22 protein-coding genes are annotated in these 21530 nt (G+C 75.2%); 10 read left to right on the top strand and 12 right to left on the bottom strand.

The window, feature by feature from the left end; genetic code table 11:
* The first annotated feature begins 65 nt into the window (after nt 1-65).
* The gene (locus ACFYYT_RS26895; RefSeq protein ID WP_351828031.1) at nt 66-212 is read left to right on the top strand and encodes a hypothetical protein; all 147 of its coding nucleotides are present in this window, start codon (nt 66-68) and stop codon (nt 210-212) included.
* Here ACFYYT_RS26895 and ACFYYT_RS26900 read toward each other — a convergent pair.
* Complete coding sequence (locus ACFYYT_RS26900) at nt 197-787, bottom strand: DUF4291 domain-containing protein (RefSeq protein ID WP_351828089.1); 591 nt, start codon at nt 785-787, stop codon at nt 197-199. The two genes, ACFYYT_RS26895 and ACFYYT_RS26900, sit on opposite strands and share 16 nt — an antisense overlap.
* Nucleotides 788-923: 136 nt before the next feature.
* The gene (locus tag ACFYYT_RS26905) at nt 924-3356 is read right to left on the bottom strand and encodes a helicase C-terminal domain-containing protein (RefSeq protein ID WP_351828034.1); all 2433 of its coding nucleotides are present in this window, start codon (nt 3354-3356) and stop codon (nt 924-926) included.
* A gap of 133 nt (nt 3357-3489) precedes the next feature.
* Between ACFYYT_RS26905 and ACFYYT_RS26910 the strand changes: the two genes are divergently transcribed.
* Together ACFYYT_RS26910 and ACFYYT_RS26915 are read left to right on the top strand one after the other, a co-directional pair.
* Nucleotides 3490-4464 (top strand): hypothetical protein, encoded by a 975-nt coding sequence (locus ACFYYT_RS26910; RefSeq protein ID WP_351828037.1) that lies wholly within the window; start codon nt 3490-3492, stop codon nt 4462-4464.
* A gap of 159 nt (nt 4465-4623) precedes the next feature.
* The gene (locus ACFYYT_RS26915; RefSeq protein WP_351828040.1) at nt 4624-5274 is read left to right on the top strand and encodes an HAD family hydrolase; all 651 of its coding nucleotides are present in this window, start codon (nt 4624-4626) and stop codon (nt 5272-5274) included.
* A gap of 14 nt (nt 5275-5288) precedes the next feature.
* Here ACFYYT_RS26915 and ACFYYT_RS26920 read toward each other — a convergent pair whose 3' ends face one another.
* Entirely contained in the window at nt 5289-5543 is a 255-nt protein-coding gene (locus ACFYYT_RS26920; RefSeq protein WP_351828043.1) for a hypothetical protein, read from the bottom strand.
* Nucleotides 5544-5721: 178 nt separating this feature from the next.
* Between ACFYYT_RS26920 and ACFYYT_RS26925 the strand changes: the two genes are divergently transcribed.
* Nucleotides 5722-6105 (top strand): cold-shock protein, encoded by a 384-nt coding sequence (locus ACFYYT_RS26925; protein ID WP_030239227.1) that lies wholly within the window; start codon nt 5722-5724, stop codon nt 6103-6105.
* Nucleotides 6106-6196: 91 nt separating this feature from the next.
* Here the strand turns inward: ACFYYT_RS26925 and ACFYYT_RS26930 are convergent, their stop codons facing one another.
* From ACFYYT_RS26930 to ACFYYT_RS26945, 4 genes are all read right to left on the bottom strand, one after another.
* Nucleotides 6197-7048: a 1,4-dihydroxy-6-naphthoate synthase gene (locus tag ACFYYT_RS26930; RefSeq protein WP_351828046.1), complete on the bottom strand. Its 852-nt coding sequence runs from the start codon at nt 7046-7048 to the stop codon at nt 6197-6199.
* Nucleotides 7035-7757: a futalosine hydrolase gene (locus tag ACFYYT_RS26935; RefSeq protein WP_351828049.1), complete on the bottom strand. Its 723-nt coding sequence runs from the start codon at nt 7755-7757 to the stop codon at nt 7035-7037. Before ACFYYT_RS26935 ends, ACFYYT_RS26930 begins: the two co-directional genes overlap by 14 nt.
* Nucleotides 7758-7769: 12 nt before the next feature.
* Complete coding sequence (locus tag ACFYYT_RS26940; protein ID WP_351828052.1) at nt 7770-8258, bottom strand: DUF2771 domain-containing protein; 489 nt, start codon at nt 8256-8258, stop codon at nt 7770-7772.
* Nucleotides 8259-8565: 307 nt separating this feature from the next.
* Nucleotides 8566-9948: an MFS transporter gene (locus tag ACFYYT_RS26945; RefSeq protein WP_385323200.1), complete on the bottom strand. Its 1383-nt coding sequence runs from the start codon at nt 9946-9948 to the stop codon at nt 8566-8568.
* Nucleotides 9949-10263: 315 nt separating this feature from the next.
* Between ACFYYT_RS26945 and ACFYYT_RS26950 the strand changes: the two genes are divergently transcribed.
* The 3 genes from ACFYYT_RS26950 (at nt 10264) to ACFYYT_RS26960 (ending at nt 13166) form a co-directional block, all read left to right on the top strand.
* Nucleotides 10264-11181 (top strand): DUF3027 domain-containing protein, encoded by a 918-nt coding sequence (locus tag ACFYYT_RS26950; protein ID WP_351828056.1) that lies wholly within the window; start codon nt 10264-10266, stop codon nt 11179-11181.
* A 110-nt stretch (nt 11182-11291) separates the two neighbouring features.
* A complete protein-coding gene (locus tag ACFYYT_RS26955; RefSeq protein WP_351828092.1) occupies nt 11292-11498 on the top strand; it encodes a hypothetical protein in 207 nt (68 codons plus the stop codon).
* A gap of 153 nt (nt 11499-11651) precedes the next feature.
* Nucleotides 11652-13166, top strand: a complete 1515-nt coding sequence (locus tag ACFYYT_RS26960) for an SPFH domain-containing protein (protein ID WP_351828059.1) — start codon at nt 11652-11654, stop codon at nt 13164-13166.
* A gap of 74 nt (nt 13167-13240) precedes the next feature.
* On the opposite strand, the gene ACFYYT_RS26965 is transcribed toward ACFYYT_RS26960, so the two are convergent.
* Nucleotides 13241-14311 (bottom strand): WD40 repeat domain-containing protein, encoded by a 1071-nt coding sequence (locus ACFYYT_RS26965; protein ID WP_351828061.1) that lies wholly within the window; start codon nt 14309-14311, stop codon nt 13241-13243.
* A gap of 76 nt (nt 14312-14387) precedes the next feature.
* Between ACFYYT_RS26965 and ACFYYT_RS26970 the strand changes: the two genes are divergently transcribed.
* From ACFYYT_RS26970 to ACFYYT_RS26980, 3 genes are all read left to right on the top strand, one after another.
* Nucleotides 14388-15110 carry a GDSL-type esterase/lipase family protein gene (locus tag ACFYYT_RS26970; RefSeq protein ID WP_351828063.1) on the top strand — a complete coding sequence of 241 codons (723 nt, stop codon included), beginning with the start codon at nt 14388-14390 and terminating at the stop codon, nt 15108-15110.
* A gap of 59 nt (nt 15111-15169) precedes the next feature.
* Entirely contained in the window at nt 15170-16159 is a 990-nt protein-coding gene (locus ACFYYT_RS26975) for an aldo/keto reductase (protein WP_351828065.1), read from the top strand.
* A 180-nt stretch (nt 16160-16339) separates the two neighbouring features.
* Entirely contained in the window at nt 16340-17308 is a 969-nt protein-coding gene (locus ACFYYT_RS26980) for an MmcQ/YjbR family DNA-binding protein (RefSeq protein WP_351828068.1), read from the top strand.
* Between the two features lie 38 nt (nt 17309-17346).
* Here the strand turns inward: ACFYYT_RS26980 and ACFYYT_RS26985 are convergent, their stop codons facing one another.
* The 4 genes from ACFYYT_RS26985 to ACFYYT_RS27000 all read right to left on the bottom strand — a co-directional run bounded on the left by ACFYYT_RS26985 (nt 17347) and on the right by ACFYYT_RS27000 (nt 21514).
* Nucleotides 17347-17871 carry a YbaK/EbsC family protein gene (locus tag ACFYYT_RS26985; RefSeq protein WP_351828070.1) on the bottom strand — a complete coding sequence of 175 codons (525 nt, stop codon included), beginning with the start codon at nt 17869-17871 and terminating at the stop codon, nt 17347-17349.
* A 34-nt stretch (nt 17872-17905) separates the two neighbouring features.
* Nucleotides 17906-18754 (bottom strand): dimethylargininase, encoded by an 849-nt coding sequence (ddaH, locus tag ACFYYT_RS26990; RefSeq protein ID WP_351828073.1) that lies wholly within the window; start codon nt 18752-18754, stop codon nt 17906-17908.
* Between the two features lie 757 nt (nt 18755-19511).
* Nucleotides 19512-20072, bottom strand: coding sequence for an RNA 2',3'-cyclic phosphodiesterase (thpR, locus tag ACFYYT_RS26995; RefSeq protein WP_351828076.1), 561 nt, complete (start codon nt 20070-20072; stop codon nt 19512-19514).
* 95 nt (nt 20073-20167) lie between these two features.
* Complete coding sequence (locus tag ACFYYT_RS27000; RefSeq protein WP_351828079.1) at nt 20168-21514, bottom strand: MFS transporter; 1347 nt, start codon at nt 21512-21514, stop codon at nt 20168-20170.
* Nucleotides 21515-21530: the final 16 nt, after the last annotated feature.

The raw sequence follows: 21530 nt of genomic DNA on the forward strand, positions 1-21530 counted from the left end.
GACGGCCCGACGGCCCGGCGGGAGCTCCGGTGCGCGGCCGTGGAGGCCGTGCGTACCGTCCGGGCATGAACGATGATCAGCGGGATTTCGTACCGGACGGGTTCGTCGTGCCGGTGGGGCACCTCGACGCCGAGGTGTACCGGACGGTGACCCGCTGGCTCGCCGGGGCGTGGCCCTACGACCCGGAGAGGGTCGACTACGCGCCCAGGTGAGGCAGCGGGCCCGCCGGGTAGGGGGTCTCGACGGGCAGGAGGGCCCGGGCGGCGTTGGTGTCGCCGCTCCGGAGCAGCCCGTAGATCTCCCGCACCAGCGGGGTGACGTCGCGGATGGAGACCGTCCACTCGTCGGCGTAGGCCCGCGAGAGGGGGCCCGACAGGCCGAGCTGGAGCGAGCGGTACGGCAGCGGGTTCAGGTGCGGGTCGCGTTCCGGGTCCCACTGGACCCGGGCGTACGTGCTGCGCACCGACTCCTTCCAGGCGTCGCGGTCCGCGTGCACCCGGGGGGCGTAGTGCGAGAGGCAGGCGCCGGCGAGGGCCTGGTCGAAGCCCGCGCGGGTGATCTCGACGGCGAGCACGGTCTCCTGACCGGCCTTCGAGGCCCAGCCGCAGCGGTACATCATCCACAGGAACGACGGTTTGATCCACGTCATCCGCTCGCGCTTCCAGGCGGGCGGGAAGCGGCCGTCGCGGGCCGCCGGGAGGCCCAGGGCGGGGGAGTAGGCCTGGTAGACGGTGACCGTGGTGCCGGTGTGGGCCGCGCGGATCTGGTGCGCGGGTATGACGGGCATGGCGGGTGTGGCAGAGGTGCAGGGTGTGGCGGGGGTGCCGGCCGGCGCGGGCGTCGCGGCGGGCGCGGCGTGGGCGGCGGGGCGTGCGGACATGCCGTCAGACTGCCCCGCCCGCGGGCCCGGTGGCCAGCGGATTTCAGACCTGGTCCTCCGCCAGTTCCGCCACGCCCGTGATGCGGTGCAGGGCGTACGTGCGCACCTCGTCCGCCGTGTGGTCGTACCCGGTGACGAAGCCGCCCTCCACCCGCACCGGGGCGATGACCCGCTGGCTCGCCGCCCCGTCGGCGTTCACGTACCCGATCCACACCGCCGAGCCGGTGAGCGCCGCCGCCTGCACCGTCGCCAGGGTCTCCGCCGCGCTCGTGCGCGGCAGTTCGCCCGGAGCGGGGACGGCGCCCGAGCCCGCGTCCGGGGCCGGCTCCTTGCGGACCGCCGTCGCCGCCAGGTCGCCCGCGCGGATCGCCCGTACCGCCGCGCCCAGCAGCGTGGCGTCCGGCGCCGGCGGCCCGTCCGGGACCGGCACCGGCGCCGAACGCGCCGGGGTGCGGTGCGCGTCGGCCCGCGCCACCAGTACGTCGCCGGTACGGGACTCCGCCGCCGGGGCGTAGCCCATCGCGCGCAACCCGTCGAGCAGCGCGCCCGGTTCGGCCTGCGCGGCCAGCACGGTCGGCGCGAGGCGGCGCAGCCCCAGCCCGGCCGACCGCTTGTCGGCCAGGATTTCGCCGAGCATCGCGTCGTCGTCGCAGCGCACGTACGAGGAGGCCGCCCCGACCCGCAGGTGCCCGTGCCGCCGGGCCACGTCGTCGATCAGGTACGCGAGCGGCTGCGGCACCGGGGTGCGGCTGTGCTCGACGAGGAAGGCGTGCAGGTCGGAGGCGGTGTGCCCGGAGTCCAGGGCGCGGCGTACGGAGCCGGGCGTGAAGCGGTACACCGTCGCCCCGCCCTTCGACTCGACGTCGGCCAGCACGGCCAGGGTGTCGCCGAGCGGGCGGCGCAGCGGTCCCGGTGCCACCGCCGTCAGGTCGGCCTGGAGCAGGACGTGGTCCACCGGCTCCGGCAGCAGCGGCCCCAGCAGCGGTGCCGGATCGGCCCCCGTCAGCAGGGCCCGCCCGAAGGCGCTCAGGGCGCCCCGGCCGGTGACGCCCAGCACCTCGGCCTCGTTCAGCGTCCAGTGCGCCAGCCGGGCCCGCAGGTCGCTCGTCCCGCGCACCGGCCGCTCCCACGCGAGCCGGTCCAGCAGCGTGTCCGGGTCCGGGGAGGCGCCCTGCGGCAGGTCGGCCAGCAGGTCCAGGACCCGGCGGCGCACCTCGGGCGCGGCGGACCGGTCCAGGTCGGGGCCGAGCGCCGACAGGGTGCGGCCCTTGGCGTCCTGTTCGCCGACCAGCCCGGCCGTCCGGGTCGCCGCGAGCCAGGCCGCCGCCAGCACCGACCAGCGTTCGGCGGGCGGCAGTTCGCACCAGTCGTCGAAGGCGGGGGTCGGCGCGTACCGCTCGTCGGCCTCGCCGTCGCTGGCCAGCAGCCCGGCCGCGTAGGCCAGTTCCACCCAGAACGCCGTCGCCGCCTCGGTGGCGTCCAGCGTGGACGCCGCCCGCTTGAGGTCGCGTACGGACAGCCCGCCGGCCCGCAGCACCGCCGGCCCGGCGTGCTCCCAGGACTTCACCAGCTCCTCCACGGTGCCCAGCGCGGCCAGCGCCTGCCCGGCGGCGTTCGCGTCCACAAGCTGTGGACGGTGCTCGCGGTGCGCGCCGACCTCCGGGGCCAGCGGCGCCGTCCGCCGGTGCGCGAGCCCGCCGCGCAGGTGCAGGGCCACCTCGCGGGGCAGCACCACCGTGCGGGCCGTCGCGGGCAGCAGCAGGCCCCGGTCGCGCAGCCAGCGCACGGGCGGCGTCGGATTCGGCGTCACCTCCCCGTACGGCGGCCCCCACACGAGCCGCCCCAGCACCTGGTGCGCCTCCGCCGGAGCCTCGTCCAGCAGGGCCGACATCCGCTCCGGGTCGGTGAACAGGCCGGTCAGCGCCGTCACCGCCGACACCGGGTCGTGGGTGGCGGGCAGCCCGGCCGCCGCGACGATCTCCTGGATCCGGGTCGGCGACATCCCGGCCGTGGCCTCCGCGACGGTGGGCCCCAGCCCGGTCGGCGAGGCCCGCTGCGCGGACGGCGCCAGCAGTTCGCGGGCGGTGCGCACCAGGCGCAGCCGCTCCTCGTCCCCCCACACCAGGGCCTGGTCGCGCAGGGTGCCCAGGGCGCGGGGGAGGGCCTCGCGCGCGGCCTCGTCCTCGCCGCCGGTCAGCAGCGACTCCAGCACCGGGTACGGGCACGGCTCCGGGGCCACCGCCAGGGCCTCGGCCGTCTGCAGCGCGAACCGGTCCAGCCGGTCCAGGGCGCGCACCACCGACGCGCGGGTGCCGGCCCGGGTGGCGAGCTGGGTGACGTCGCCGGGCACCGGGTTCAGCAGGTCCGGCCGGGCGTGGAGCAGGGCGGCGAGCGCCACGTCGTCGCGGGCGCGCAGCGCCTCGGCGAGGGAGCGCGGGGCGTTCGCCGCAGCGGTGCCGGTGCTTGCCTCGGGCACGGTGGTCGCCTCCTGGTCACGTCGGCCGGTCGTCGGCCGGTCCCCATCCGGTCCACGGTATCCGCTGTGCCGACGGCTGCTCCACGGGCGCACGCGCTACCTTCCTGTCAGGCGGGACGTGAGGAGCCGGGGCGTGGGGATCGAGAGCGACCATCTGGTCTACGAATATCTGAGCCGGGTCGGGGACTTGGCGCAGCGGCGGCACCTGTCGTCGGGGGACCGGATGCGGCTGGTGTCGGGGCTGCGGGACGAGATCGACCGTCGGCGCGCCAAGTACGACCCGGACACCCCGGCGGCCGTCCGGCGCATCCTGGAGCGGATCGGTACGCCGGAGGAGGTCCTGGACACCCTGGGCGCGCCGGAGGCCCGCCCGACGGTCGCCCCGACGCCCTCGCCGCCGGTCCCGGCCGTTCCCGTCCAGCGGGGCGGGGGGCTGCGGCGCAAGCGGCCGGCGCCCCCGGAGCAGGAGCCGCGCAACGTGCCGCCGCACCTCGCCGGGCTCGACGAACTCGGCCCCGGCGACGGCGTCGACCCCGACTGGTGGAGCCTCGCGCCGGGCGGCGGCCGGGGGGCGGGCCCGCAGGTCGAGGGTTTCGCGGGCGGCATCGAGATCCCGGACCTCTTCAAGGAGCCGGAGCCGCAGGAGGAGGCCGCCCCGGAGCCGGCGGAGAAGTCCCCCCGGGGGAGCGTCCGCAGGCTGGCCCGCCTCGTCCGCGAGCGGCGCGCGGCCGCCGCGCCGCAGGAGGCCGCGCCGGCCGTCGCGGTGGCGAGGCGCCGCCCGCACCCCTTCCTGCTGCTGGCGGCGGCCCTGATCGCGGTGGGGGCGCTCACCGGGTACTGGCTGCTGCTCGCAGCCGGGTGGCTGCTGGCCTACGTCTCCCGGGTGCTCGGCCCGAGGGAGCGCAAGTGGGCCCTGCTGGGGCTGCCCGCGGCGGTGTTCGCGGCGGGGATGCTGTGGCTGTGGGGCCGGGCCGCGGGCAACTGGGGCGAGCCGCTGCCCCGCGACCAACTCGGCGCCGCCTTCCGGTCCCTGTGGCCCGCGCTGTCCCGTACGGCGGGCCTCACGACGGCCGCCTACGTCGCCTGGCGCTCCCGCCGCCGCCCCTGAAGCGGGGCCGCCGGAACGGGGCGGCGTCGTGGCGGAAGGGAGGATTCCTTGAGAGGAGCCCCAGCGCCGGGTTGATATTTCACCTGATGTCATCATCTGGTAAACCGGGCTTAAGTGTACTTTCCCTCGACTTTGCCGGGTCTCTGCAAAATGGGAACCATGACTTCCACCCCCCGAGAGACCACGGTTCCCGCCCCGCTGACGGTCGGGTTCGACCTCGACATGACCCTCATCGACTCCCGGCCCGGCATCCGGGCCAACTACCAGGCGCTCTCCGCCGCCACCGGCAGGTTCATCGACGCCGACGAGGCCGTCACCCGCCTCGGGCCCCCGCTGGAGGACGAGCTGGCCTACTGGTTCGAGCCCGAGGAGATCCCGGAAATGCGGGACCGCTACCGGGAGATGTACGCCACCTACGCGATCGAGCCGACCCCGGCGATGCCCGGGGCCCGCGAGGCGATCAAGGCCGTCCAGGCCCTCGGCGGCCGCGCGATCGTCGTCACCGCCAAGAACACCCCCAACGCCATACACCACCTGGAGCACCTCGGCATCGAGGCCGACGCCGTCATCGGCTGGCTGTGGGCGGAGGCCAAGGCCGGCGCCCTGCGCGAGCACGGGGCCCAGATCTACGTGGGCGACCACGTGGGCGACGTCCGCGGCGCCCGCACGGCGGGAGCGCTCTCAGTGGTCGTTCCCACCGGCCCCTGCCCGGAGGCCGAACTGCGCGCCGCCGGCGCGGACGTGGTCCTTCCGGACCTCACCGCGCTGCCCGAGTGGCTCGCCGAGTACGTCCGCACCCGCGAGGTCTGAGCACCGTACGCGCGTCAGGCGGCCTGGGACTCCCGGGCCGCCCTGCGCTGCGCCCCGGCCGAGCGGACCACGCCCGCCGCGGCGAGGGCGAAACCGACGCCCATGAGCATGCACACGGCCCACGCGTACGAGGGGAACGGGTCGGTGCCGAGGAACAGCGGGGCCATCGTCACCAAGGTCGCCAGGGCGCCGGCGATGAACACGATGCCGCCCGCCCGGACGAGCCCGTCGCCGGGCCGCGCGTCGTCTGGATGAGGAGTAACAGTCACCCCACCAGGGTAGTTCCCTGGCCGAAGCCGTGAAGCCGGAAGGACCGGGGAACGTCTTGTCACCCGTTTCTGGACCACTAGCCTGGAGGAGGCGGGTCGAAGGACCCGCCGCACTGCTACCCGGAGCCGGCTCATCCCGGCCCACCGGACCCGACGAGTACAAGGACAGAGGACGGACGTGCCTACCGGCAAGGTCAAGTGGTTCAACAGCGAGAAGGGCTTCGGCTTTCTCTCCCGCGACGACGGCGGAGATGTCTTCGTCCACTCGTCGGTGCTTCCCGACGGGGTCGACGCCCTCAAGCCCGGACAGCGCGTCGAATTCGGCGTCGTCGCTGGACAGCGCGGTGACCAGGCACTTTCGGTGACGGTACTGGATCCGGCGCCCTCGGTCGCGGCGGCGCAGCGGCGCAAGCCCGACGAGCTCGCCTCGATCGTGCAGGACCTCACGACCCTGCTGGAGAACATCACGCCCATGCTGGAGCGGGGCCGCTACCCCGACAAGGTGCACGGCACGAAGATCGCCGGCCTGCTGCGCGCGGTGGCCGACCAGCTCGACGTCTGAGCCGTCCGCAGCGCCGGTGCCCCGCCGCTCCCCGGAGCCGCGGGGCACCGCCGCGTCCGGCGCCGCACCGCCGCGTCCCGGCGCCGTCCGGCTACGGGAAGTCGAGCGCGGTGGGCCCGATGGCCGGAACGAGTCCCTCGGCCGCCGCCCTGGTCAGCAGCCCGCGGACCGCCGCGTACCCGGCGTCCCCCAGGTCGGCGGTGAACTCGTTGACGTACAGCCCGATGTGCTGGTCGGCGACCGCCGGGTCCAGCTCCTGCGCGTGCGCCCGTACGTAGGGCCGCGACGCCTCCGGGTCCTCCCAGGCCATCCGCACCGACGCCCGGGCCGAGCCGGCCAGCGCGCGCAGCGCGTCCGCGCCCAGCGACCGCTTGGCGATGATCGCGCCGAGCGGGATCGGCAGCCCGGTGGTGGACTCCCAGTGCTCGCCCATGTCGGCCAGCCGGTGCAGCCCGTAGTCCTGATAGGTGAACCGGGCCTCGTGGATGACCAGTCCGGCGTCCACCCGCCCGTCGCGCACCGCCGGCATGATCTCGTGGAACGGCAGCACCACCACCTCGCCGACCCCGCCCGGCAGCACGTCCGCCGCCCACAGCCGGAACAGCAGGTACGCAGTCGAGCGCTCGCTCGGCACCGCGACGGTCTTCCCCGTCAGGTCCAGCCCCGGCTCGCGCGTCAGCACCAGCGGCCCGCAGCCGCGCCCCAGGGCCCCGCCGCAGGGCAGCAGCGCGTACTCCTCCAGCACCCACGGCAGGACCGCGTAGGACACCTTCAGTACGTCCAGTTCGCCGCGCTCGGCCATGCCGTTGGTGACGTCGATGTCGGCGAAGGTCACGTCCAGGGCGGGCGCGTCGGGCACCCGGCCGTGCGCCCAGGCGTCGAAGACGAAGGTGTCGTTCGGACAGGGCGAATAGGCGATCCGGAGCGGTTCAGCCGTGCTCATGACGTTCTCCCCAGGTGACGAGTACGGGTCCCAGCGCGCGGAATCCGCCGGTGAGCGCGCCCAGCGCGTCGCCGATCCGCCAGGCGGCCCGGTCCCGGGGCCCGACGGCGTTCGACACGGCGCGCACCTCCAGTACGGGCAGCCCGTGCGCGGCGGCGGCCTCCGCCACCCCGAAGCCCTCCATCGCCTCGGCCCCGGCCAGCGGGTGCCGCTCCGCGAGCTCGGCGGCCCGGGCGGCGGTGCCGGTGACGGTGGACACGGTCAGGACGGGGGCGAGCAGTGCCCCGGTGGCCTCGGCGGCGTGCGCGGCGAGCTCGGCGGGCGGCAGGTGCACGCTCCGGCCGAAGCCCAGCGCGTCCACGGGGACGAACCCGTCCGGGGTGTCGGCGCCCAGGTCCGCCGCGACGATCGCGTCCGCGACCACGAGCGAGCCGAGCGGGGCGGCGGGCGCGAACCCGCCGCCGATGCCGGCGGAGACGACGAGGGAGTAGCGGGCCAGCGCGAGCGCGGTGGCCGTGGCGGCCGCGGCCGACGCCGGACCGACACCGCCGACGAGCACGTCGACGGCGAGACCGGGCAGGTCCCGGCGGCTGATGAGGTAGCCGCCGGGCAGGGCGCGCGGCTCGGGGGTGACCGGATCATGAGGGGTCAGACCGGCGGCCACGGAGTCCGCCTCCGCGGCCACCGCGGTCACGACGAGCGCGCGCACGGGATGCCCGGCTTACTTCAGCTTGAGCTTGAAGGACCAGACGGCGAGCGGCTTGCCGTCCTCGCCGACCTGGACGAAGCCGAGCATCTTCGAGGCGGGCGCCTCGCCCTGGCCGCCGGTCGCGAAGACGTCGGCGCCCTGGAAGCTGCGGTAGGTGTTCGCGGAGGGCTCGGTGATCGGCTGCCCGTCGAGGACCGCCTGCCACTTCTTGCCGTCCGCGACGACGTCGGGCTCGACGCCCAGGCGCAGCGTGTCGCCGCGGGCGTAGTCGACGGTCTTCGCGTTCTTGAGGCCGGTGAGGCACTCCTGGACGCGGTCCATCGTGAGCTCCTTGCCGTCGGCGCGGCAGGCGGACTCGGCGGACACGGAGGTGCTGCCGACGGTCACCGTCGCGAGCGGCGTCGGCTTGTCGCAGGCGGACAGGAGGAGGAGGCCGGCGGAGACGGCTCCGAGGGCCGCGACGCTGCGGCGGGCCCTACCCGGGAAAAGCGGTGCGGTCATGAGCCGAAGGCTATCGGGCCACCGGCCCGCGCCGCCGCACGGGGGGTCCCCGGCCACGCCGCCGCCCCGCCCGGCCCCCACGGGACCACCCATGCGGCGCCCTCCCGCCCCCGCGCCGGCGCCTCCCAGCCCCGCCGGCGATCGCGGGCGCGCCGGGATCTGCCGGCCCTCCCAGCCCCGCCGGCGTTCGAGGCGCGGGCGCGGAGCGCCGTGTAGTCAGTGAGCCGCGCCGGCGTCCGAGGCGGGAACGGTGGAAGGGCGGGCAGGGGACGGCCCCGCGCAGCGGCCCGCCCGCCGCAAGGGGCGGTCAGGCCACCCGGGGGCGGGTGGAGCCCGGGCGGTGGGGGCGCGGGGTCGCCAGGAGGCCGCGCAGGGCCATCGCCGTCCCCAGCGCCACCATGACCGCGGCGACCACCATCCCCAGCACCCCGTTCAACGGCAACGCGATCCCGATCCCGCCCCCGATCACCCACGCCATCTGGAGCAGCGTCTCCGACCGGGCGAACGCCGACGTCCGCACCGCCTCCGGCACGTCCCGCTGGATCATCGCGTCCAGCGACAGCTTCGCCAGCGCCTGGCAGAACCCGGCCGTCCCGGCCAGCACCGCCATGAACAGCCCGCTGAACAGCAGCGCCGCCAGCACCGCCACCCCCAGCGTCACCGACAGCACCGCCGCGATGATCGCCTCCGGCGCCCGCGCCCGCAGCCACGCGCCCACCGCCGTGCCGCCCGCGTTGCCCACCCCCGCCGACACGCCGACGATCCCCAGCGACACCGCCGCGCTCTGCCCGCCCAGCGGGTGCTCGCGCAGCAGGAACGCCAGGAAGAAGATCAGGAACCCGGACAGGGCGCGCATCGCCGCGTTCGCCAGCAGCCCGCACAGCACCGGCCGGCTCACCGTCCGCAGCCCCGGGCGCTTGGAGTGGGCCTCGTGGGTGGAGAGCCGGGCCCGCCGCTCGCCCTTCGCGTCGTCCACCTTGTGCGGCAGCTGGAACGCCGCGAACGTGCCCCACACGAAGATCGCGCAGGCCCCGTACAGCGGCCACGGCGGTCCGATCGTGTGCAGCGCGGCCCCCACCGGCGCGGCGGCGCCCGTCGCGAGCAGGCCCGCCAGGGTCACCCTGGAGTTCGCCTTGACGAGTGAGAAGTTCGGCGGCAGCAGCCGCGGCACGACGGCGCTGCGTACGACGCCGTAAGCCTTCGACGCGACCAGCACGCCCAGCGCCGCGGGATACAGCTCCAGCCCGCCGGTGGCGACCGCGCCCGACATCATCACCGCCAGCAGCGCCCGCGTCAGCATGGCGCCCGCCATCGCCGCCCTGCGTCCGTGCGGCAGCCGGTCCAGCAGCGGACCGATCACCGGGGCCAGCAGGGTGAAGGGCGCCATCGTGATCGCGAGGTACAGGGCCACCCGGCCGCGTGCCTCGTCCGTGGGGACGGAGAAGAACACCGTCGAGGCCAGCGCCACCGTGATCATCACATCGCCGGCGCCATTGATGGCGTGCAGTTCGATGAGCCGCCCCAGGCCCGATTCCCCGGCTCCGTGGGCGTGCGTGGCCCGGCGGATCCCGCGCGCCGTACCGGTGAAGGGCATGTGCAGGGCGCGCCCGACAGCCCGGCCGGCCCGCCTGGCCGGTCCCGAGCCGTCGGCGGACGACCGTACGGGTGCCACGTGGCCATAGTGCCCCACTCGGCCCTCAGGGACCCGCCCCGGCGCGTCGCGGACGAAGGCGTTGTCCGCGAATCGGACCTCGCATGTGGGCCGAAGGCTTCGGAGGAGGTAGCGTGCGTAGCGCGCCACCGGCGGTTGCTCTTGGCCGCGCGCCTCTTCGCGATCCCGCAGAATGGATTGCAGGTAGGTGCGCCCGAGGCCGATCGGGTGCGGACGTCGACGCGGCCCTCTGGTCCGCTCCGCCCGCACTACGTACGGACAAGACCGACGGGTCGTTGTGGACGACAGTACGGACGGCGCACTCGTGAGACGGCGTAGGAGAGAACGAGACCTGTGAGTGCTGCGACGACGCGAAGCCGTACCCCGCGTACCCCCGACCGCCTGTGCGTCGAGGCGGTAGAGCTCGCCCGTGCGGCGGCCGAGGAGGCCGCCTTCCCCGGTGTGGTGGGCGAGCACGTCTCCGTCCTCGCGGAGGGCGACCGGGTCGTCACGCACTTCTTCGAGTGCAAGGAACCGGGCTACCGGGGCTGGCGCTGGGCCGTCACCGTGACCCGCGCCTCCCGCGCGAAGAACGTCACCCTCAACGAAACGGTGCTCCTGCCCGGGCAGGACGCCCTGCTGGCGCCCGAGTGGGTGCCGTGGAGCGAGCGGCTGCGGCCGGGTGACATGGGCCCCGGCGACCTGCTGCCGACCGAGGCCGACGACCTGCGGCTGGAGCAGGGCTTCTCCGGCGAGGACGCGCCGCCGCCGAACGCGATCGTCTCCCCCGAGATGGCCGAACTGGTCGAGGCCGAGGACGCGGACGTCACCGACCGGGTCGTCGTCCCCGCCCGGGGCTCCATCGCGGCCGTCGCCGAGGAACTCGGCATGCGGCGGGCGCGGGTCCTCTCGCGGTACGGGCTGCACAGCGCGGCCGACCGCTGGGACGAGTCCTTCGGCGCGAAGACCCCGATGGCGCAGGCGGCGCCGGCGTCCTGCGTCTCCTGCGGGTTCCTCGTCGCGATCGGCGGCTCGCTGGGGCAGGCCTTCGGGGTCTGCGCGAACGAGTTCGGACCGGCGGACGGGCGGCTGGTGTCGCTGTCGTACGGGTGCGGGGGCCATTCGGAGGCCGCCGTCATGCCGAAGCCGCTGCGGCCGGCGCCGCCGGTGCTCGACTCGATGGCGACGGACGACTTCCCGCTGCGGCCCGCCGCCCACACCGGCTCGGTCCCCGCCGCGGACCTCCCGTCCGAGGACCTGGGCCACTCGTAGCCGCCGCCCGTCCGCGCCGCGCCCGCGCCTCGAACGCCGGCGGGGCTGGAGCCGGCCCCGGCCGGGGCTGCCTCTTCGGGGCCGGCGGAACGTAGGGTCGGGGGGTGGACATGGTGGGGATGAGCGGGCGGGTTTCCGGGGCCGTGGGGCCCGGGACCGTCGGGGAGGTCATCGTACGGATCCGGGGCGGGGCCGAGGCCTTCCTCGCGCATCCGGCACCGGGCGAGGGCCTGCTGACGGTCGGCACCGTCGTGACGGTGGTCGAGTACCTGCCGCCCCGCACGGTGTACGTGATGGCCGCCTACCCCGCCGCCTGACCCGCGTACGGCTCCCGCGCGGCCGGGGCGGCGTGTCGTGGTCCCGTATCAAGATGGCGACAAGAATGATCGCGCCACTTCTCCCGAGCCCCCCACAGGCGCACACTCGCCCTCGTCGGTGTCGAACGGCACCGCGCTAAGGGGGCGTTGCCGATGACCATCGGCGTCGTGGCGGGAATCGTTCTCGCCGCCATCACGGCCTTGATCGGCCTGTTCAAGCTCATGTGGCGGGTGGCCGAACCGAACGAGGCACTCGTCATCTCCGGCTCCGCGCACAAGACCGAGGGCATCGGCGAGGGCATGGGGTTCCGGATCGTCACCGGCCGCGGCACGCTGGTGCTGCCGGGGGTGCAGGCGGTCCGCAAGCTCTCCCTGGACCTCAACGAGACCCAGCTCAACGTGGACTGCGTCACCCACCAGGGCATCCCGCTGCGCGTGAAGGGCGTCGTCATCTTCAAGATCGGCGACGACTTCGTCTCGATCGCCAATGCCGCGCGCCGCTTCCTGGACCAGCAGAAGATGATGCCCGAACGGGTGCACATCGTCTTCGCCGGTCATCTGCGGTCCATCGTCGGCGGTCTGACGGTCGAGGACATGATCCGCGACCGGGAGAAGCTCACCGGGCAGACCCGGATGGCCTGCGGGACGGAGATGGAGAAGCTGGGCCTGATCGTGGACTCGCTCCAGATCCACGAGATCGAGGACCCGACCGGCTACATCAAGAACCTGGCGATGCCGCACGCGGCCGCCGTGCAGCGGGACGCGCGCATCGCGCAGGCCGAGGCGAACCGGCTGGCGACGGAGGCCGAGCAGACGGCGTTCGCGCGGATGGCGGAGGCCACCCGCGACAGCGAGATCCTCCAGGCCGGCTACCAGGCCGAGCGGGACAAGGCCGCCGCCACCGCCCGCCAGGCGGGCCCGCTGTCGGAGGCGGCGGCCAAGCAGGAGGTCGTCGTCCAGGAGACCCGGGTCGCGGAGCTGGAGGCGCACCGGCGGGAGCAGCAGCTCCAGGCCGACGTGCGCAAGCCCGCGGACGCGGCCGCCTACCAGACGAGGACCCTCGCCGAGGCGGAGCGCGACGCCCGCATCTCGGCGGCGCAGGCGAAGGCGAAGGAGACCGAGCTGGCGGCGGCGGCCGAGGCGACCCGGGTGCGGACGGCCGCGGCCGCCGAGGCCCAGGCCACCGAGGCGCGGGGGCTCGCGGCGGCGACCGCGACCCGGGCGAGCGGTGAGGCGGAGGCGGCGGCGACCCAGGCCAAGGGTCTCGCGGCGGCCGAGTCGGCGCGGGCGAACGGCCTCGCGGCGGCGGAGTCGGCGAAGGCCAGGGGTCTGGCCGAGGCCGAGGCGATCAAAGCGCGGGCCGCGGCGCTGGCGGAGAACCAGGAGGCGGTGGTCGCGCAGCAGCTCGCCGAGAACTGGCCGGCGATCGTCGAGGCGGGCGCGGGCGCCTTCGGCAACGTCGAGCACATGGTGCTGCTCAACGGGGCCGAGGGGATGTCGGAGATGTTCGCGAAGGCCCTGACGATGGGCGGCACGGGCCTGGGGGTGGCCCGCCAGCTGCTGGCCTCGATGGCCGTCCCGCAGCCCCCCGCCCCCGCCACCGCCCCCGCCACCGCGAACGGCAAGGGCCCGCACACGGCCCAGATCCCGATCGACGGCCAGCCCTGACGCACCCGGCGGCCGGCCGGTGGCACGTCCGCCGGCCGGCCGTCCGGAGCGGGGGTGCCCGCCGCCCCGGCGGGTCAGCCCGTCGGGCGGCGGCGGAAGAGCCGTTTGCCGCCGAGGACCAGGGCCGTGCCGACGGCCAGGACCAGGGCGCCCTTCCCGTAGCCGCCGCCCGGCCCGCCCGCGGGGGCGCCCGCCGCCTCCCCCGTCGGCCCGCCCGCGGCGGGCCGGGAGGCGGCGCCCGACGGGGCGGCGGAACCCGGCGCCCCCGACGGCGCCACCGGGACGGCCACCACCCTGCTGTTGGCCCCCTCCGCCCCGAACATCAGCGTCCGGCCGTCCGGCGTGTACGTCACCGACTCGGCCTGCCCCTGCCACGGCGCGTCCACCCGGTCCCCCTCGCCCTGCGGGCGCCCGTCCTTCCACGGGTAGGTGCGGGCCCAGAAGTACCCGCGCAGCGTGAGCCGGCCGCCGTCCGGGGAGAACGCCCCGTCCGTCACCCACGGCACGTCGGCGACCCGCCGGAACACGTTGTTCCCGTCCGCCGAGAGCCGCTCCGGACCCTCGTACAGGCCGCCGCGCTGCTCGTTCTTGCTCGCGATGTACACCCGCCCGGTGACCGGATGCACCATCAGCGCCTCCGCGTTGCGCGGCCCGTCCGCGTACGTCACCGTGAACTGCTCGGCCCTGACGGTGGCGTCGTGCAGCTCCTTCGGCTCCGGGAAGCGGTAGATCCACACGTGGTCCCAGGTGCCGTCCCGGTTGTCCCCGATGTCGCCGACGTACAACTGCCCGTCCGGTCCCAGCGAGATCGCCTCGACGTCGCGCGGGGTGCCGATCCCGGTCATGGTCACCCGGGCCACGGTCCGGCCCGTCGCCGAGTCCACCGCGTACACGTACGGGCCGTCGTCGCTGTCGTTGTGCGTCCAGTAGACGCCGGGGTGGATCCGGCTCGCCGCCAGCCCGCTGGACTCCTTGATCCGCGGGTCGCCGATCGTGAACCCGGCCGCGCCGGGGCGTTCGTCGGCCGCGGCGGGGCCCGCGACCAGGGCGGCGAGCACGAGGGCGGCGGGGACGAGGACGGCGGGGACGAGAACGGCGGCGACGGCGGGAACGCGAACGGCGGTCCGTACGGGCAACAGGCGCATCCCCCCAGCCTGCCAGCCCGCCGCGCGTGTCCGGCATCACAGGAGTACCTGTCGCGCGATCCGCGATGATGACCGGATGCGTTTCATGTTCGTCGGCGATTCCATGACCATCGGACGCGCCGGCGACTACACCTGGCGCTACCGGATGTGGCAGCACCTGGGCGCCACCCTGGAGAGCCCCTTCGAGATCGTCGGCCCGCGCAGCGAGCTCTACGACGACTCCGCCGCGCCCGCGGCCGGCGCCGCCGCGGCCGCCACGCCCGCCGCGGCCGCCTACGCCGACCCCGCCTTCCCCGCCGGAGCCCGCCGCCACCTCGCCGGCTGGGGCGAGGGCTGGCAGCACATGGCCCCGCTCATCGGCCCCGCCGCCCGCGAGGGCCGCGCCGACGTGCTGCTCGTCTCCCTCGGCCTGATCGACCTCGGCTTCTACACCAAGGCCGAGCAGACCGCCGGCAACGTCCGCCTCTTCGTCGAGGCCGCCCGCCGGGCCCGCCCCCGCATCCGCATGGTGTTCCTGCCCGTCATCCCGAACGTCCGCGCCCAGGACGACCCGCCGTTCGCGCAGGAGGTCGCCCGCTTCAACGAACTGCTCGCCAAGGCCGTCGCCGACCTCACCACCGACGCCTCGCCGATCCTGCTGGCCGCCCGCCCCGACGGGTACGACATCACCCGCGACACCTACGACGGCACCCACCCCAACGCCTCCGGCGAACACCGCCTGGCCGGCGAGTTCGCGGCCGTCCTGCACCAGGCGTGGGGCATCGGCGGCCCCTACCGGCCCGCGCCCGACGCCGCGTAACACGCCCGCACCGACGGGGTCTTGCTTCGAGCGCACTCCAAGCAGTTGGCTAGTGCCCCATGAAGTACACGCAGCTCGGACGCACCGGCCTCAAGGTCAGCCGCCTCGTTCTCGGCACCATGAACTTCGGCCCCCAGACGGGCGAATCCGAAAGCCACGCCCTCATGGACGCGGCCCTCGACGCCGGCATCAACTACTTCGACACCGCCAACGTCTACGGCTGGGGTGAGAACAAGGGCCGCACCGAGGAGATCATCGGCACCTGGTTCGCCCAGGGCGGGGGCCGCCGCGACAAGACGGTCCTGGCCACCAAGGTCTACGGCTCGATGGCCGCCGAGGGCGAGCCCTGGCCCAACTACGACCGGCTCTCGGCGCTGAACATCCGCCGGGCCGTCGACGCCAGCCTCAAGCGGCTCCAGACCGACTACATCGACATCTACCAGTTCCACCACGTCGACCGGCAGACCCCCTTCGAGGAGATCTGGCAGGCCGTCGAGGTCCTCGTCCAGCAGGGCAAGATCCTCTACGCCGGTTCCTCCAACTTCCCCGGCTGGAAGATCGCCCAGGCCAACGAGACCGCCGCGCGCAGCGGTCGGCTCGGCCTGGTCAGCGAGCAGTGCCTGTACAACCTCGCGGAGCGGCGCGCCGAGATGGAGGTCATCCCGGCCGCCGAGGCGTACGGGCTCGGCGTCGTGCCCTGGTCCCCGCTGCACGGCGGCCTGCTGGGCGGCGCGATCCGCAAGTCGGCGGAGACCGGGCGCACGGCCACCGGCCGCTCGGCCGACGCGCTGGCCAACAGCTCGGTACGGGCGCAGGTGGAGGCGTACGAGAACCTGCTCGACAAGCACGGCCTGGAGCCCGGCGACGTCGCCCTGGCGTGGCTGCTGACCCGCCCCGGCGTCACCGGACCGATCGTCGGCCCGCGCACCCCGGAACAGCTCGCGTCCGCGCTGCGGGCCGTGGAGCTGGAGCTCTCCGGGGAGCTCCTGACCGCCCTCGACGAGATCTTCCCCGGCCCGGGCCCCTCCCCGGAGGCCTTCGCCTGGTAGCGGGGCCGGGTCCGCGCGGGCGCGCGGCCGCCTACTGTCCGACGGCGGCCGCCACGGCGACGACGACGAACATCAGCACGAGCACACCGGCCATGACACGGTTTCTGGTCTTCGGATCCACCCGTCGAGACTAACGCGGCAGCCCCTGGCCCTTCCGCCAGGGGCTGCGAGACTTCGGTCATGGTGGTGACCGTGGAAGACGTACGGCGGCTCGCGCTCGCGCTGCCGCGCACCGAGGAACACCTCGTCCGCGACCGGGTGAAGTTCCGGATCGGGCGGATCGTCTACCTCGCCCTCTCCCGGGACGAGAGCGAGCTCGGCCTCGCCTTCCCCAAGGAGGAGCGGGCCGCGCTCGTCGCCGCCGAGCCGGACACCTTCTCGCTGCCCGGCCCCGGCGACATGCGCTACCACTGGGTCCACGCCCGGATGGCCGCCCTCGGCCCCGCGGAGCTGGCCGGGCTGGTCACCGACGCCTGGCGGATGTGCGTACCGGCCAAGGTGGCCCGCGCCCACCTCGACGGCGGGCTGCCGCCCGCACCCGGACTCGACCGGCTGCGGGAGGCCGCCGGGGTGTTCGCGGCGTTCCCCGGCGTCGACCGCGGCTGGCTCGCGCTGGTCGCCGGCACCGCCCCCGGGCTCGACCTGTCCCGCGCCGCGCACCGGGGTGCCCTGCACCGCTGGCTCAACGCCTGGGGGTGCCGCATCCGCTACCCGCGCGAGGGCGAGCCCGACCCGCTGGGGGCCGGGCTCGGCTCCTGGTGGGAGCGCCACGAGCTGCCCGCGGCCCCGCTCGCCGCGCTGACGGACCGGGAGTGCGCCCTGCTCGCGGCCGCGTACGGGGAGCTGGCCGCGCTCCCGCTCGGCCGCCGCACCCTCGGGCCGACCGCCGCCGCCAAGGCCCTGTTCGCGCTGCGGCCGCGCACCGTGATGCCCTGGGACGCGGCCATCGCCACCCGTCTGCACGGCGGCCGGGACGCCGCCGCCTTCGCGCGCCACCTGCGCACCGGGCGGGCCTGGGCGCGGGCCGCGCTCGACGGGAGCGGCCTGGACGAGGAGGCGCTGACGGTGTGGCTGGGCCGGCCCGGGATGCCGCTGGCGAAGGTCCTCGACGAGTACCTGTACGTGACCCTCAGCCACCGGGGCGGCTGAGGGCGCCCGGGCCGCCGGGCGCGCTGCCCCGCCCGGGCTCAGCCGCCCACGGGGACGAGGGCGGGCAGTTCGGTGATCGGGGCCGGCCGCGGCCGGACCAGCGCGAGGTAGCTCGATGTGCGCAGGGCCACCGACACGTCGAGCCGGCCCGCGTTGAACCAGATCTCCTCCTGCTCCAGCAGCTCCGGATCGACCACCACCTCCACCGACGGGTCGAAGCTCACCGGCATGATCGAACCGCTGGCGCAGCCCGTCAGCTCCTCGGCGACCGCCCGCACGGCGAAGGAGGCGTTGGTGCCCCCGTAGGCCGCCCGTACCGCGTCCAGGTCGACGCGGCGGTGGCCCGGCACCACGGCGATGACGTAGCGGCGCCGCTTGCGCCCCAGCGCGACCCGGATGACCAGGCACTTGGCGGCCTCTTCGAGGCGGTGGCCGCGCAGCAGGCTGGCGAGTTCGGTCTGTCCCTCGGGGGCGTGGCGCAGGAGCCGGTAGTCGGCGCCGCCGTCCCCCAGGAGGTCGAGGAGGCGGGTGTAGCTGTCCGCGATCGCGGTCGCAGAGGTCACAGCGTTCCTTTCGGGAAACTTCGTTGGCGGTGACTCAGCGCTCGCGCAGCTCCAGGGTGCAGCACTTGACGCTGCCGCCCGCCTTGAGGAGCTCGGAGAGGTCGACCCCGACGGGCTCGAAGCCGCGCGCGCTGAGCTGGGCCTTCAGGCCGGTGGCCGCGTCCGGCAGCAGCACGTGGCGGCCGTCGGAGAAGGCGTTCAGCCCGAAGACCGCCGCGTCCTCGGCGGTGGCGAGGATCGCGTGGGGGAACATCGTGCGGAGCACGGACCGGCTGCCCTCGGAGAAGGCGGCCGGGTAGTACATGACCTCGTCGTCGGAGAGCACGGCGAGGGCCGTGTCCAGGTGGTAGTACTCCGGGTCGACGAGGGTCAGGCTCGTCACCGGCAGGCCGAAGAACTCCTGGGCCTCGGCGTGCGAGCGCGGATCGGTGCGGAAGCCGGTGCCGGCGAGCAGCCGGCGGCCGACGGTGAGGATGTCGCCCTCGCCCTCGTTGATGAACTCGGGCCACAGCACCTCGTGGTGGCCCCGGCGCTCGAACCAGTCGAGGTAGGCCGGGCCCTCCGCGGTGCGCTGCGCGTGCCGGAAGCGGGCGCCGTAGACCTTGCCGTCGACCACGGTGGCGCCGTTGGCGGCGAACACCATGTCGGGGAGGCCGCGGACCGGTTCGATCTCCTCCACGAGGTGGCCGAGGTCGAGGTACAGGTCGCGCAGCCGCTCCCACTGCCGGACGGCGAGGGCGGGGTCGGTGTGCTGTTCCGGGTGCATCCAGGGGTTGATCGAGTACGTGACGTCGTAGTGCTGGGGACGGCACATCAGCAGCCTTCGCCGGGTGGCCACGCGGGCGGGGGCCGGGAGGGTGGCGGCGGGCTCGGTGAACGGCACGGGGACTCCTTCGAGGGTGGCCGGAGGGACTCCGGGTCGTCCGCGGGGTGGCGCGGGGCGACCGGTGGTGCGGTGCGTCAGCGGGCGGAGGCGGGCGGTACTCGGCGTGAGCATGCCGGGATCGCCTCTACTGGTTCTGTTTCACCGGAATCCGGATGCGGCCCCCCGAAGACCGGGCCACACCCGGATGAACCGCGCCCGAACCCTGCGCGCCCCCCTCCGGGCCGGGCCCGGACATGCGCCGCCGCCGGGCCGGACGCGGTCGGCGCGGGGGCGGCGGGGCCGGTCGTGTTTTAGCCCGGCGGGCCCAGCGTGTGCGGGCCCGGGGGGCGGGGGTCCGGTGCGTGCGGGCCCGGCGGGTGCGGACCAGTTCCTCACGACCTTGCCGGTGCGGGCTCGGCGGGTTCCGGCCCGGCCGAGGCGGCCCGGGCAAGATCCGGCCCGGCCGGTGCGGGTTCGGCGGGTGGGGGCCGGGGGTGCCCGCCCGGTGTGTGCGAGCCCGGCTGGCGCGGGCTCGGGGGGCGGGTTCCGGCCCGGCCGGTGCGGGTCTGGCAGATGCGGGCCCGGTGTATCCGGGTCCGGCGGGTGGGCGCCCGGCTGGCGCGGGGCCGGCTGGCACGGGCCCGGCGGGTGCGGGCCTGGTGTGTGCGCCCGGCGGGTGGGCGCCCGGCCGGTGCGGGTCTGGCAGATGCGGACCCGGTGTGTCCGGGTTCGGCGGGTGGGGGGCCGGGGCCGGCCGGGTTCTCGTGGGTGGGGGTCAGCCCGTGAGGGGCCAGGCGGCGGCGGTTTCGTAGCGGGGGCGTTCGCCGGGGACGCCGCTGGTGGGAAGGTTGCTGCGGACCAGGCTCAGGGTGTCGACCCGCCAGGGCGTGCCCTCGAAGCCCGCCAACGCGTCGACGTACGTCCCCAGGCCGCCACCGCCCCCGCCGCGGCTGCGGGCGAGGGTGAGGTGCGGGGTGTACCGGCGGTGTTGCTCCATCGGGACGCCGGCCCGCCGGGCGGCGGCGTCGGCCCGCTCGGCGAGCAGGCGCAGGGAGTCCAGGGCGCCGGCCGCCCCGGCCCACAGGGCGTGCTCGCCGAAGTGGCCCGCGCCGTGCAGCCGCAGCGTGAACGGCGCGGTACGGGAGGCCGCGCGGGCGAGGCGGGCGTGCAGGTCGGGGAGCAGCGGGTCGGGGACCTCGCCCATGAAGGCGAGCGTGAAGTGCCACCCCGCCTCGTCGGTCCAGCGCAGCCCCGTACCCCGGTCCACGGCGGCGAGGGCCTCCCGTAGCTCCGTCACGGCTTCGGCGGACGGCAGTACGGCGGCGAAGAGCCTCATGCGCCGACCCTATCCCCGAGGAGGACCCGTAGGCCCCGCGAGCCCCCGGGCCCGGGTGGCGGGGCGGCCTCCGGGCCCCGCCCCCCGGGATGGCGTCAGGCCGCCGCGACCAGCTCGTCGCGGCGGGCGGACGGCACGAAGGTGACGCCGCGCCGGTTCACGCTCAGGCGCAGGTTGCCGACGCGCGAGAGCACCACGGCGACGCCGAGCGCGGCGGCCAGGGAGACCAGGCCTCCGGTGGCCATGCCGACCCGGGCGCCGTAGGTGTCGGTGATCCAGCCCACGAGCGGCGCCCCGACGGGGGTGCCGCCGGTGAACACCATCATGAACAGGGCCATCACCCGGCCCCGCATCTCGGGGTCGGTGGCCAGCTGGACGCTGGAGTTGGCCACGACGTTGACGGTCAGGCCGAACATCCCGACGGGCACCAGCAGCGCCGCGAACAGCCAGAAGCCGGGCGCGTACGCGGTCACCAGCAGCAGGCCGCCGAACAGCGCGGCGGCCGCGACGAGCAGCCGCAGCCGGGCCCGGCCCCGCCGGGCGGCGAGCAGCGCGCCCGCCAGGGAGCCGGCCGCTATCAGGGTGTTGAACAGCCCGTACGTGCCCGCGTCCCCGTGGAAGACCTCGCTGACGTACGCGGACAGCCAGATCGGGAAGTTGAAGCCGAAGGTGCCGATGAAGCCGACCAGCACGATCGGCCAGATCAGTTCGGGCCGGCCCGCGACGTAGCGCAGGCCCTCGCGCAGCTGTCCCTTCGCGCGCGGCTGCGGCGCCACCGGGTGCAGTTCGGCGGTCCGCATCATCAGCAGGGCCGCGATGGGCGCCGCGAAGGACAGCCCGTTGAGCAGGAACGCCCAGCCGGAGCCGACGGCGGTGATCAGTACGCCGGCGATGGCCGGGCCGACCAGCCGCGCGGACTGGAAGTTGGCGGAGTTCAGGCTGACCGCGTTGGCGAGCTGCGACGGACCGACCATCTCGGGGACGAAGGTCTGGCGCGCCGGGTTGTCCACGACGGTGACCAGGCCGAGTACGAAGGCGGCGAGGTAGACGTGCCAGACATGGACGTGTCCGGCGAGGGTGAGGACGGCGAGTGCGACGCCGGTCAGGCCCATGGCGCCTTGGGTCGCGATCAGCAGCGGCCGCTTCGGCAGCCGGTCGGCGAGGACGCCTCCGTAGAGGCCGAACAGCAGCATCGGCAGGAACTGCAGGGCGATGGTGATGCCGACGGCGGAAGCGGAGCCGGTCAGGGAGAGGACCAGCCAGTCCTGGGCGATGCGCTGCATCCAGGTGCCCGTGTTGGAGACGGCCTGGCCGGTCGCGAAGAGCCGGTAGTTGCGGATCCGCAGGGAGGAGAACATCGAGTTCTTCCGGTCCGCGGGTGCCGCGCTAGAGGGGGTGGATGTGTGGCCGGGTGCGGAGTCTGCTCCGGTTCCCGTACTCAAAAGCGTTCGCCTCCTG

The sequence above is a fragment of the Streptomyces sp. NPDC002032 genome, assembly GCF_042890765.1.
In the GTDB taxonomy this organism is placed as follows: Bacteria; Actinomycetota; Actinomycetes; order Streptomycetales; family Streptomycetaceae; genus Streptomyces.

What these genes read in the sequence shown, in the direction of transcription:
- ACFYYT_RS26895 (WP_351828031.1), top strand. Translation starts at nt 66, where the DNA reads ATGAACGATGATCAGCGGGATTTCGTACCGGACGGGTTCGTCGTGCCG.
- ACFYYT_RS26900 (WP_351828089.1), bottom strand. Translation starts at nt 787, where the DNA reads ATGCCCGTCATACCCGCGCACCAGATCCGCGCGGCCCACACCGGCACC.
- ACFYYT_RS26915 (WP_351828040.1), top strand. Translation starts at nt 4,624, where the DNA reads ATGACTTCCACCCCCCGAGAGACCACGGTTCCCGCCCCGCTGACGGTC.
- ACFYYT_RS26930 (WP_351828046.1), bottom strand. Translation starts at nt 7,048, where the DNA reads ATGAGCACGGCTGAACCGCTCCGGATCGCCTATTCGCCCTGTCCGAAC.
- ACFYYT_RS26940 (WP_351828052.1), bottom strand. Translation starts at nt 8,258, where the DNA reads ATGACCGCACCGCTTTTCCCGGGTAGGGCCCGCCGCAGCGTCGCGGCC.
- ACFYYT_RS26955 (WP_351828092.1), top strand. Translation starts at nt 11,292, where the DNA reads ATGGTGGGGATGAGCGGGCGGGTTTCCGGGGCCGTGGGGCCCGGGACC.
- ACFYYT_RS26960 (WP_351828059.1), top strand. Translation starts at nt 11,652, where the DNA reads ATGACCATCGGCGTCGTGGCGGGAATCGTTCTCGCCGCCATCACGGCC.
- ACFYYT_RS26965 (WP_351828061.1), bottom strand. Translation starts at nt 14,311, where the DNA reads ATGCGCCTGTTGCCCGTACGGACCGCCGTTCGCGTTCCCGCCGTCGCC.
- ACFYYT_RS26970 (WP_351828063.1), top strand. Translation starts at nt 14,388, where the DNA reads ATGCGTTTCATGTTCGTCGGCGATTCCATGACCATCGGACGCGCCGGC.
- ACFYYT_RS26975 (WP_351828065.1), top strand. Translation starts at nt 15,170, where the DNA reads ATGAAGTACACGCAGCTCGGACGCACCGGCCTCAAGGTCAGCCGCCTC.
- ACFYYT_RS26980 (WP_351828068.1), top strand. Translation starts at nt 16,340, where the DNA reads ATGGTGGTGACCGTGGAAGACGTACGGCGGCTCGCGCTCGCGCTGCCG.
- thpR (WP_351828076.1), bottom strand. Translation starts at nt 20,072, where the DNA reads ATGAGGCTCTTCGCCGCCGTACTGCCGTCCGCCGAAGCCGTGACGGAG.